Raw genomic sequence first — 11316 nt, forward strand, 5'->3', positions numbered from 1 at the left:
GTCGGGGAGCGGGTTGCTCCGGCTGCCAGCACTACTTGCCCGCTTGAAACGTTAGTAAGTAGCGAGCCTATCTACTACCGTCCCATGCGTACCCTGTTCCTGCTTCCCCTGCTGCTGGCCCTGGCCACCCTCCCCGCCCAGTCGGAGATGACCGAAAAGGAGGTGAAGCTCGAGGAGCAGTTCATCGCCGCCAAACGGGAGGCCCTGCTGGGCAAGACCGAGGCCGCCATCGATCTCTTCCAGGCCCTGCTGGAGGAAGACCCCCGCAACGACCCCGCCCTCTTCGAACTCGCCCGCCTGCAGCACGCCGCCGGTCAGACTACCCCGGCCATCGAGGCCCTGCGGCGGGCCTACACCCTGCGGCCCAACGACGTCTACGCGGCCTTCCTCGCCGACCTCTACCAGGCGGCCGGCCGCTACCGCGACGGGGCCGAGCTCTACGCCGAACTGATCCGCCAGCAACCCTCCCAGGCCGAGAACTACCTCGAACAGGCCGCCTTCCTGGTGCGCGCCCAGGACATCCGCGGCGCCATGAAGGTGTACAACGACCTGGAGGACCGCATCGGCGTTAATGCGGAGCTCTCCCGTCGCAAACACGCCCTCTACCTGGGCACCGGCGACCACCGGCGCGCCGAGCAGGAATTGATCGCCCTGGTGGAAGCCTTCCCGGAAGAACTGGCCTACCGCCACCTGCTGGCCGGCTACTACCGCAGCCAGGAGGAGGACAAAAAAGCCCGTGAGGTGTACCAAGAAATCCTCCGCCGGGAGCCGGCGGACGTCCGCGCCCAACTGGCCCTCCAGGACGCTGCGCCCACCCCAGACGGAGGCGGCGGCGACGACCGGGAGCTGATGGCCCTGCTGGCGCGGGCCGACGTTGACCTGGACCTGAAGGTGGGCAAACTGCTGCCGCTGATCCAGCAGGTAGCCAACACCAACGACCGCGCCCTGGCCGACCGCTTGCTGGCGCTCACCGCCGAACTGCGACGCGTCCACCCGGATGCGGCCAAGGCCGCCGCCATTGAAGGCGACCTCTACTTCCATACCGGCCGCCTCACCGAAGCCGCCTCCTCCTACCGGGCCACCCTCGAGCTGGACGATACGGTCTACCCCGTGTGGGAGCAACTGCTCGCCGCCCTCTACCTCGACAACCAGCTGGCCGACCTGCGCAAGTACGCCGAAGAAGCCCTGGACATCTTCCCCAACCGGCCCGCCGTCTACGTCCACTACGCCCTGGCCGAAGCCCTCCGCGCCGACTACGCCGAAGCCGGCAACCTGCTGCAGCAGGCCCAGCTGATGGTGAGCGCCAACCCGGAGGCGGCCGCCGCGGTGGCCGAACTGGAAAAAGCCTTCGCCGCCCTGGCCGACGATGCCCCGGCGGGCGACCTGGACCTGGCCCGGTTGCCGGGAGGACAGGCCGGCCCCCTGGCCTTCTACCTCGCCCAGCGCGCCGCCCCCGATGCCGCGGCCCTGATGGCCGCCGACCACCCGGCCAATACCAACGCCCTGCTGCTGGAACTGATGGGTGATGCCCGGAAGGCCGCCGGCGACAAGGCCGCCGCCGCTTCCCTCTATGCCCGGGCCCGGGCGGCGGGCAGCCGCTCCCCCTCCCTCGCGGACAAGATCTCCGCCCTCAAAAGCTAAACCGCTCCCTATGCGTTTTTCCCTCCTGGCCCTCCTGGTCCTCCTGCTGTTCTCTACCTGCCAACGCAAGACGGCCGGACCCGCCGCCAACGATGACGCGGCGGCCACCGGTAAACTGCGCCTGGCCCAGGTACTGCGGTCCATCGACGAACACCGCGCCTCCGCCGAATGGATGGACGCCCGCGCCCGGGTGGACGTCGAAAGCGAATCCTTCTCCATCGGTGGAACCGCCTACATCCGCCTCCACCGCGATGAAGCAATCTGGATGAGCGTCAAGAAGTTCGGCATCGAAGGCGCGCGGGCCTTGATCCGCCCCGACAGCTTCTTCCTCTACAACCGCCTGCAGGGAGAATACATCGCCGAACCCCTGAGCTACATTGAAGAGAAGTACAAGATTCCCGCCCGCTTCGACCTGCTGCAAGAGATATTCTTCGGCAACGCGGTTTTCCTCACCGACGACCTCGAGGTCAGCCGCGCCGAAGGCGCGATCCGCCTCACCGGCCGCAGCCGGGAATTTGCCACCGACTACCGCTACGACCCGGCTACCTACCAGCTCTCGTCGATGCAGCTGCAGGAGCTGGGGCAGAACCGCTCGGTATCTGTGAGCAACGCCGACTACGCCACCGTCGACGGACTGCCGGTCACCTTCCCCCGCAACCGCCGGGTGACGGTCGACGGGGCCACCGAAGGCACCGCCCGGATGGACATGGAGTTTACCGACCTTTCCTTCTCCGGACCACTGGAAATGCCCTTTACCTTCCGGTCGCCGGCCCCCTGAGGCCCGGCCGGTTTCCGGCGTCCACCCCTTCTTCCCGCAGCTCCTCGTCGAGGGTAGGTTCCAGCACCAGCCGCACGGCGCGGTTGTAGGTGAGGTAGTTGCCCACCCAGCTCAGAAAGGTGAACAGGCGGTTACGGAAGCCGATCAGGTAAAAGATGTGAACGAAGGCCCAGACGAACCAGGCCGGCACCCCGCTGAAATGGAGGTTGCGCGGCAGGTCGGCCACGGCGCGGTTGCGGCCGATGATGGCCAGGTTGCCCTTGTCGACGTAGCGAAAGGCTTTCGTGGGCCGCCCCCGGGCAATGTTGTTCAGGTTCTCGGCCAGCCGCCGCCCCATCTGTATGGCCACCTGGGCCACGCCGGGGTGGCCCCGCGGCCATTCGTCGTTCGTGAGCAGGGCCACGTCGCCCAGGGCGTAGACGTTTTCGTAGCCCGCCACGCGGAGGTGGTTATCGATGCGGTAGCGGGCCCGCTCCAAGCTTTCGCCACTGAGCCCCTCGATGATCTCCCCGGTCACCCCCGCCCCCCAGATGACGGTACTGCATTCCAGCGTACTGCCGTCGCGGAAGGTGGCGGTGCGCCCATCGTAGTCGGTCATGAGCGTTTGGAAGCGGAGCTCGACGTCCATCTCCTCCAGGTTGCGGTAGGCCTCGCGGCTGGACCGGTCGGAAAAGGTGGAGAGCAGCTCCTCTTCTCCCTCCACCAGCACGAAGCGCAGCTGATCCATGGGGGTATCGGGGTAATCGTGGGTAAGGACGTGGCGCCGCAGTTCGGATAGCGCACCGGCCACTTCCACCCCGGAGGGGCCGCCACCGACAATGAGAAAGGTCATGAGGCGTTGCCGTTCTGCGGGGTCATCGGTCAGGTCGGCGCGCTCCAGGGTCTGGAAGATTTGGTTCCTCAGCCGGCGGGCGTCGGGTACGGTCTTGAGGGGGAAGGCGTGGGTGGCGATGTTGGTATTGCCGAAGAAGTTGGCCCGGGTGCCGGTAGCCAGTACCAGGTGGTCGTAGTCGATCGGGCCGGCCCCGGTGTGCACCCGCCGGGCTACGGGGTCGACATCGTGGACCTGCAGCATGCGGAAGTGGAAGTCGGGCTTGCCGCGAAAGGTCTTCCGCAGCGGACCGCAGATGTCGGGCGCCTCCAGGCCGGCCGTGGCTACCTGGTAAAGCAGGGGCGCAAAGGTGTGGTAGTTGTGGCGGTCGAGGAGCACCACCTGGTAGCGGTGGCTATCGATGCGGTTGACGAAGTTGAGGCCGGCAAATCCTCCCCCAACTACGACGATGCGGGGTTTGGCGGCGGGATCGGGGAGGTTCAGGTTAGCCATGGGAGGAAGGGAAGTGCCCTGGGAAACGCCTGCCGCTTAGCGAAGTGCGAAGGCAAGGGGCGCGGACGCGGGTGCCGGGGGAAATGCACCTGGCCGAAGGCGCATCTGTGAAGTGGCTGAAACCCAAACTCACAAAACCTGAGCTATGCTGATCCTGGAACAGGAACCCGACACCAACCTACTGATGACCACCGCCACCGGCACCCTGGAGCAGACCAACTACGACCGCATGCTGCCCCGGGCCGAGGCCAACATTGAACGCTACGGCAGCATCCGCTGGCTGTTCTAGCCGGCACAGAAAGCGGATGCCCTCGCCTGTTGCGGGAGTAATCCCTACTTGGCCGCTACGGTGGACTGACCGCAGGCGTGGACGGCCTGGGCCAGGGTGGGCAGCCAGCTATGGTCGCCCTCGAGGCCGTTGCCGACCACGATGAGGTCGGCCCCGGCTTCCAGGGCTTCGCGGGCCCGCTCGGGGGTACGTATGCCGCCGCCTACCACCAGAGGGAGGTCAACCTCGGTGCGCACCGCGCGGATCGTCTGGGGGTGTACGGGGTGGAGGGCACCGCTGCCGGCGTCGAGGTAAATGAGCCGCAGCCCAAGTTGCTCGCCGGCCAGGGCGGTCGCGGCGGCGATGGCGGGCTTGTCGGCCGGGATCGGGGTGGTACCGCTCATGTAGGAGACCGAAGTCGGTTTGCCACCGTCGATGAGGAGGTAGCCGGTTGGTACGGTAGGAATGCCCATTCTTTTGATCCGGCCGGCTACGGTGACGTGGTGGCCGATGAGCAACTCCGGATTACGGCCGGAGATCAGGGACAGCAGGAGGAGGCCATCGGCCTGTTCGTCCAGCTGGTACACCGATCCGGGGAAAAGCAAGACCGGGACTTCGGTGACCGCCTTCAGGAGGCGGAGGTAGTATTCGGACTGCGGCTGATTGACCAGGCTGCCGCCCCAGAGGAAGAAGTCGACGTGCCCCTGCCGGGCGTGGTCGCCCAGGGCCCGCAGGCTCTCCCGGGTGGCCTTGTCCGGATCAACCAGGACGGCCAGCAACTTGCGGCCCGCCTCGCGGGCCCGGGACAGTGCGCTCAGGATCATAATGCCAAAGGTATAACCGCCGCGCGGCAACTAAAAACGACAACGGCCCCGTTGCCGAAGCAACAGGGCCGTCAGAAGATGTGCCCAGGACAGGAGTCGAACCTGCACGTCCGCAATGGACACCAGCCCCTCAAGCTGGCGTGTCTACCAATTCCACCACCTGGGCGGTGATGCCGGAAGCGGACGCAAAAGTAATACGCCCCAACCAGATTTACAATTTAAAAGTGAGAATTTAAATCCGAGCCCCCCACCCGGCCTTCCCCCTTTTTTCTGGCACCCGCGCGCCGCCGGCAAAACTTTCTGGCCGCTCATTAATTAATGTAGGTACAACTAATTAATTATGACCCTCATTGATAGCCTGAAGTGGCGCTACGCCACGAAACGATTTGACGCCACCCGCCAGGTGGGTACCGAAGACCTGCAGACCCTGAAGGAAGCCACCAACCTGGCGGCCTCCAGCTTCGGACTGCAGCCCTACCGCGTACTGGTGATCGAAGACCCCAAGGTGAAGGAACAGCTGCGGGAAGCGAGCTACAACCAGCCCCAGCTGACCGAAAGCTCCCACGTTTTCGTCTTCGCCGCCAAGCGCGACCTGACTCCCGAGTACATCGACTCCTACGTAGACCGCATTGCCGAAGTGCGTGGCGTGGCGCGGGAGAACCTGGACGGCTACGCCGAATACATGAAGGGCTCGGTAGCCGGCAAGGACCTGGACAGCGTGCGCAGCTGGAACCAGCGGCAGGCCTACATCGGCCTGGGCACCCTGCTGGCCGCCGCCGCGGAACTGGGTATCGATACCTGTCCGATGGAAGGCTTCGACGTAGCTGCCTACGACCGTATCCTCGGACTGGAAGAACAGGGCCTCACCGCCACGGTGATCGCGCCGGTGGGCTACCGCTCGCCCGAGGACGCCACCCAGGAGCAGGAGAAGGTCCGCTTCTCCCTGGACGAGATGTTTACCACGATCTGATCGTCAGTCTTCGTAGAAGCTGATTTCCCGCTCGCCGCCCGCCTTGAGGTAGCCGCGGTACATGCCCGGCGTATTGAAGGGCATGGCCACGTTGCCCCGGGCGTCGAGCGCGATGAGGCCGCCCGTGCCGCCCTTCTCAACCAGCGTGTTGTGGATGACGGCATCGGCGGCCTCTTTCAGTGAGGCCCCGGCGTAGGCCATGCGGGCGTGGACGTCGTAGGCTACCGCGTAGCGGATGAAGTATTCCCCCCAACCCGTGCAGCTAACGGCGGCGGTGGCGTTGTCGGCGTAGGTACCGGCCCCGATGATGGGGCTGTCGCCGAGGCGGTTGTACCGCTTGTTGGTCATGCCCCCGGTGCTGGTGCCGGCCGCGAGGTTGCCCTGCTTGTCGAGGGCCACGCAGCCCACGGTACCGTGCTTTTTGTCCACGTCAATCTTTTCCTGTTCCACCTGCTCGCCTTTCAGCGCCCGCTGGAGGGCGTCGTAGCGTTCCTGGGTGAAGAAGTAGGAGGGGTCGACGACTTCCAGTCCCTGGCCGGCGGCGAACTCCTCGGCCCCCTTGCCGGTGAGCAGCACGTGCTCCGACTTTTCCATCACGGCCCGGGCGGCGCTGATGGGGTGCTTGAGGTTGGTGATGCCGCCCACGGCTCCGGCCATCTGATCGTGGCCGGTCATGAAGCTGGCGTCGAGCTCGTTGATGCCGGCATTGGTGAAGACCGCCCCGCGGCCGGAGTTGAAGTAGGGGCTGTCCTCGAGTACCCAGATGGTGGCCTCCACGGCGTCGGCGCTACTGCCCCCGGCCTTCAGGATGGCCTCGCCGGCGTCCATGGCGGCGTTCATCGCGGCGGTAATGCCGGCGGCCCGCTCATCGGTCATGTTCTCCTTCAGGATGGTCCCCGCCCCGCCGTGGATTACCAGGGCGTACTCCGGCCGCTCCTCCGCGCTGGGCTGCTGGGCAGGGGCGGCGGTAAGGCCGTTGTCGGGGGATTCCTGGCAGCCGGCAAAGCAGAAGCCAAGGAAGAGCAGGAGGGAAAGACGAAACAAACTGGTCATGGCGGGAAGGGCTTGGTTGGTCGCTAAAGGTAATACGCCTCCCCTTTCCAACCCCTACTCCCCGTCGGACAGCACGAAGGAAATGCAGTAGGCTTCCTGGGGGTAGTGGGGCTTGCACGCATCCGTGAGCAGGGTAACCGTGTCGATGGCGATGGGGAACTGGCGGTAGTACACCACATCGACAATCCCGAGGGAGTCCGAGACGTGTTGGGTGGAGACCCTCAGGGTAGTATCGCCGTCGGTCAGGACGGCCTGGAGGTAGCCCTCCCAGACGCATTCGACGCCGCAGGGGCAGCGGTTGTCCTGGACGCTGACCAGCGTCAGGGCGGTGTCGTCGGGCAGCCGCAGCAGGTCACCGACCCCGAGTCCGCTCGGGCAATCCGGCTGCACCTCTTCCTTGGTGCAGGAGGCCAGCAGGAGGATGAGGATGAAAGTGATCAGGTGGCGCATGGGGTAATGATTTTCCCCAGGCAGACGGGCGGCCGGCGGGAATCGTTGGCGGCGCACCGGATTATTCCTGGGCGTGGCGCTGCTTGAGGGCGTCCTCGCGGAGGCGGCGCAGGAAGGGGCTGGCGAAGATGAAGTCCTGCAGCACCGAGCTTTTGCTTTCCAGTACCTGGGTCTTGTCGCCCTGCCACACCAGGTTGCCGTCCTTGAGCAGCACGATGTTGTCGCCGATGCCCATGACCGAGTTCATGTCGTGGGTGTTGATGACGGTGGTGATGTTGTTGCGGGTGGTGAGGTCGCAGATCAGCTCGTCGATCAGGATGGAGGTCTTGGGGTCCAGTCCGGAGTTCGGCTCGTCGCAGAAGAGGTACTTGGGTTCGAGCACCATGGCCCGGGCGATGCCCACCCGCTTTTGCATGCCGCCGGATACTTCCGAGGGGTAGCGGTCGTTCACCCCTTCCATATTGACCATCTCGAGGCATTCGTCCACCCGCTTCTCCTTTTCCTTCAGGGTCATCTTGGTGAACATATCCATGGGGAAGCGGATGTTCTCGCCCACCGTCATGGAGTCGAAGAGAGCGTTGCCCTGGAAGAGCATACCGACCTTCATGCGGATTTCGCGCAGCCGTTCGTCGGAGAGGGAGAAAAGGTCGATATCGTCGTAGTACACCTTGCCGGAGGTGGGTTGGAACAGACCGATGAGCAGTTTCAGCAGGACGGTCTTTCCCGCCCCGGAGCTGCCGATGATGAGGTTCGGCTTGCCGGCGTAGAATTCGGTGGTGATGCCTTTGAGCACATCGTTATCCCCGAAGGACTTGACTATATTCTCCGTACGGATCATGATCGGGGTGGCTTAGGTGAGCAGAAGGGCGATGAGGAAATCGAAGACCAGGATGAGTACGTCGCTCACGACCACGGCGTTGGTGCTGGCCTGGCCGAGTTCGATGCTGCCCCCCTTCACGTAATAGCCCATGTAGCAACTTACGGAAGTGAGCAGGAAGGCAAAGACCGCCGCCTTGACGAACATCATGAAAACGTAGCGGGGCACGAAGAAGGACCGCAGCCCCAGTACGTACTCCGTGTGCGAAATGGTACCCGGCAGCACGGTGCTGATGTAGCCCCCGATGATGCTCACGAAGGCCGAGATGGCCACCAGCATGGGGATGACGACCACGGCAGCAATGATCTTGGGCATGATGAGGTAGGCGGCCGTATTGACGCCCATGATTTCCATGGCGTCGATGTGTTCCTTTTGCCTCATCCCCCCGATCTCCGCCGCCAGGTTGGAGCCCACCTTTCCCGCCAGTACCAGGCAGGTGATGGTGGGGGCCATCTCGATGATGGTGATGTCGCGCACGATGTATCCGATGTAGTAGGAGGGCACGAAGCTGTCGCCCAGCTGGTCGGCGAACTGCACCGCCGTCACCATACCGATGAAGACGGAGATCAGCAAAACGATGAACACCGAGCCCACGCCAATGGCATCCATCTGCCGCATGGTCTCCTTGTAGTACATGGAGAATTTCTCGGGCCGCGAAAAAGCATCACGCAGGAGGTTGACGTAACGGCCCAGGTTATAAAGCATGTTGGTGACGACCATGTACGCGGGGTGGGGATTTGGGGTTCGAGGTGTAACGCCGACGGTCGGCGTTTGGTTTGGGTCAGTCGGCGGGCTGCCACTCCAGGGCGCCGGCGTCGGGGGTATCCCGATCGCGGTTGTTGCCTTCGAGATCAAGGGGCAGTTCCGGCAGGAAACGGCCCAGGTCGCGGGCTACGCTGAGGCTGTCCAGGTGATAATCGTCGGCGCTCACCGAGACGTAGAGCGGATCACCGGGCTGGAGGTTGTAGCAGCCCCGGCAGTAGTCGGTATAGAAATCGGCGAACAGCCCGTCGTTGCTCCGCAGGAAGGCATCATCGGTGCGTACCACCGACTGGGAGATCTCGAGGGAGAAAAAGCCCGGTTGTTCCCCCGCAAAAGCGTCGGCCAGGGCCAGTTCGCTGCCGCGGGAGCCGCTGATGATGCTGTTGCGGATGACGCCGGTGAAGGGGGCGGCCACGCATTGTTCGGTGACCGGGTCACAGGCGAAGTTCTGGATGAGGAGGGCCGAGGCGTCCACCCCGTAGTTCGCCAGGGTGGTGTGCTCCAGGCGGAGGTTGCCGCCCTTCAGGATCTGGACCGTATTGCTGAAGTTGGAATGGAAGAGGCTGTTGCGGATGGTCAGGTCCGACTGGTAGCCCGTCACCGCCGGGCCGCTGCTGTTCACGATGCGGGAGTTGTCGATGGTGACCTCGGCCAGGCTGTCGGCGGTCACCCCCACGATGCTGTTGCGGATCTCGGTGTGGACCAGGCGGTTGCCCCGGCTGCCGGCCCCGAAGATGAGTCCGCGGTAGGCGCCCCGGGCTTCGGCGTATTCGGCTTCCAGGCGGTCGGTGGCCAGGATGACCGGTTCCTCCAGGGTGCCGAGGAGTTCCAGCCGGCCATTGCCGAGCACGTAGATGAAGCCATCGTTGAAAATGCCGCTGCCCCCGAGCACCTCGTTACGCTGGATGCCGCCGTGAAAGTAGATCCGCGTACCGGCCAGGGCCCGCAGCGTGCAGCTGTCGACGAACATGGAGCCGTAGATGACGGTGGGCAGGTCGGTGGGCAGCACGAAGGTGCCGTCCTGGCAGACGGGCTGGAAGAAACTGCCCCGGCGGAAGCCGTTGAGGTAGTTGGCGTTCTGACCAAAGGCCTGGAGGACTACGGATCTGCGCGCGCTGCCGGTTTCAAACACCAGCCGGTCCTCGGCAATGAAGGGGCTGGTCTCTTCGGGCTCGCCGGGGTCCACTTCCACCTCCACGAAGACGTAGATGCTGTCGCGGGCGAAGATGACCACGTCCTCCGCCACCGGCCCCATGGTGCCGTCGACGTTGAAGGTGAAGTCGACGCCCGTTTCCCCCGCCACGGCGATGCGGTCGATCTTCACCGGCTCGCTGCCGTCGTTATAGACCTTGAAGAGGCGGGTGGCGCTGCCCCGAGCGGTAAATACCGTATCGAAGCTGAGGGTATCCACTTCGAAGCGCAGCTGGACGGCCTCACCGGTCACGAAATCCCGGTCCACCTCACAGGCGGCCAGCAACGAGAGGGCCAGGAACAACAGCGGGTAAAATAGGCGCATGGGCGGGGTGGGGCTACGTCGGTTTAGAACTACCTAGGGGCGTTGACTATTGCCTGCGCCGCCGACAACCGTCCCGGGCCAGCCGCCCTTCACCAGCTGGTGGAGGATGCCGGGGCGGCGGCCGTTGCCGATCAGGACGGGGATGCCCGCGGCGGCGGTTTCCCGGGCGATGCGCAGCTTGGTGGCCATGCCACCGCGCCCGCCGCTGCTCTTGCGGGCCTGAACCACGCGGTCGCTGTCCCGGTCGGCGGGGTCGACGAAGGAGATGAGGCGGCTGTCCGCTCCGTCCGGCGGGCCATCGTAGAGCCCCTCCACGCTGCTCAGGATGACCAGGGCGTCGGCCTTGAGCATGCGGGCCACGAGGCCGGCCAGTTCGTCGTTGTCGGTGAACATCAGTTCGGTCACCGCCACCACGTCGTTCTCGTTCACTACGGGTACGATCTCGTCGACCAGCAGGGCGCGGAAGCAGTTCAGCATATTGTCGTAGTGGAGGTCGTCGCGGAAGTCGCCCTTGGTCGCCAGTACCTGGGCGCACAGCAGCCGGTGGCCGGCGAACAGCTGGCGGTAGAGCTCCATGAGCCTGACCTGCCCGATGGCGGAGTACATCTGCCGCTGGGCCACCGCCCCGTCGTCGGGCCGTTCGGGCAGCAGTTCCCTACCTGCCCCCACGGCGCCGGAGGAGACCAGCACCAGCTCCACACCCCGCTGCTTGAGGGCCGCGATCTGATCTACCAGTCCGCTGATGCTCGTCACGTCGAGCCGCCCGTCCGCGCGGGTAAGTACGTTGGTGCCGACCTTGATGACTAAGCGCTTGTACATGGGGGCTAAGGTAAGGCAAGCGCCTCGCTATCTT

General features: G+C 64.7%; 12 protein-coding genes and 1 tRNA gene. 4 read left to right on the forward strand and 9 right to left on the reverse strand.

What is annotated here, in order from left to right; all coding sequences use genetic code 11:
- Positions 1–84 precede the first annotated feature (84 nt).
- Together CGL56_RS04980 and CGL56_RS04985 are read left to right on the forward strand one after the other, a co-directional pair.
- Positions 85–1641 (forward strand): tetratricopeptide repeat protein, encoded by a 1557-nt coding sequence (locus CGL56_RS04980; protein ID WP_099105370.1) that lies wholly within the window; start codon positions 85–87, stop codon positions 1639–1641.
- 10 nt (positions 1642–1651) lie between these two features.
- On the forward strand, positions 1652–2419 hold the full coding sequence (locus CGL56_RS04985) for a DUF4292 domain-containing protein (protein ID WP_167641473.1): 768 nt from the start codon (positions 1652–1654) through the stop codon (positions 2417–2419).
- Here the strand turns inward: CGL56_RS04985 and CGL56_RS04990 are convergent.
- The gene (locus CGL56_RS04990) at positions 2394–3743 is read right to left on the reverse strand and encodes an NAD(P)/FAD-dependent oxidoreductase (protein WP_099105372.1); all 1350 of its coding nucleotides are present in this window, start codon (positions 3741–3743) and stop codon (positions 2394–2396) included. The genes CGL56_RS04985 and CGL56_RS04990 overlap by 26 nt on opposite strands.
- 145 nt (positions 3744–3888) lie before the next feature.
- Between CGL56_RS04990 and CGL56_RS18205 the strand changes: the two genes are divergently transcribed.
- Entirely contained in the window at positions 3889–4032 is a 144-nt protein-coding gene (locus CGL56_RS18205; protein ID WP_167641472.1) for a hypothetical protein, read from the forward strand.
- Between the two features lie 44 nt (positions 4033–4076).
- On the opposite strand, the gene CGL56_RS04995 is transcribed toward CGL56_RS18205, so the two are convergent.
- Positions 4077–4835 carry a geranylgeranylglyceryl/heptaprenylglyceryl phosphate synthase gene (locus CGL56_RS04995; RefSeq protein WP_099105373.1) on the reverse strand — a complete coding sequence of 253 codons (759 nt, stop codon included), beginning with the start codon at positions 4833–4835 and terminating at the stop codon, positions 4077–4079.
- 81 nt (positions 4836–4916) lie between these two features.
- A tRNA-Leu gene (locus CGL56_RS05000) sits at positions 4917–5001 on the reverse strand.
- 174 nt (positions 5002–5175) lie between these two features.
- On the opposite strand from CGL56_RS05000, the gene CGL56_RS05005 reads away from it, so the two are divergent.
- Complete coding sequence (locus CGL56_RS05005) at positions 5176–5805, forward strand: NAD(P)H-dependent oxidoreductase (RefSeq protein ID WP_099105374.1); 630 nt, start codon at positions 5176–5178, stop codon at positions 5803–5805.
- A 3-nt stretch (positions 5806–5808) separates the two neighbouring features.
- Here the strand turns inward: CGL56_RS05005 and CGL56_RS05010 are convergent, their stop codons facing one another.
- The 6 genes from CGL56_RS05010 to proB form a co-directional block, all read right to left on the reverse strand.
- Positions 5809–6858, reverse strand: coding sequence for an isoaspartyl peptidase/L-asparaginase family protein (locus CGL56_RS05010; RefSeq protein WP_099105375.1), 1050 nt, complete (start codon positions 6856–6858; stop codon positions 5809–5811).
- Positions 6859–6912: 54 nt separating this feature from the next.
- Entirely contained in the window at positions 6913–7308 is a 396-nt protein-coding gene (locus CGL56_RS05015) for a hypothetical protein (RefSeq protein ID WP_099105376.1), read from the reverse strand.
- A 61-nt stretch (positions 7309–7369) separates the two neighbouring features.
- Positions 7370–8146, reverse strand: coding sequence for an ABC transporter ATP-binding protein (locus CGL56_RS05020; RefSeq protein WP_099105377.1), 777 nt, complete (start codon positions 8144–8146; stop codon positions 7370–7372).
- A gap of 12 nt (positions 8147–8158) precedes the next feature.
- The gene (locus CGL56_RS05025; protein ID WP_245183928.1) at positions 8159–8905 is read right to left on the reverse strand and encodes an MlaE family ABC transporter permease; all 747 of its coding nucleotides are present in this window, start codon (positions 8903–8905) and stop codon (positions 8159–8161) included.
- Positions 8906–8966: 61 nt separating this feature from the next.
- Positions 8967–10463, reverse strand: coding sequence for a right-handed parallel beta-helix repeat-containing protein (locus tag CGL56_RS05030; protein WP_143470618.1), 1497 nt, complete (start codon positions 10461–10463; stop codon positions 8967–8969).
- Between the two features lie 33 nt (positions 10464–10496).
- Positions 10497–11282: a glutamate 5-kinase gene (gene proB, locus CGL56_RS05035; protein WP_099105533.1), complete on the reverse strand. Its 786-nt coding sequence runs from the start codon at positions 11280–11282 to the stop codon at positions 10497–10499.
- Positions 11283–11316 lie beyond the last annotated feature (34 nt).

The organism is Neolewinella marina, from assembly GCF_002631205.1.
GTDB lineage: Bacteria > Bacteroidota > Bacteroidia > Chitinophagales > Saprospiraceae > Neolewinella > Neolewinella marina.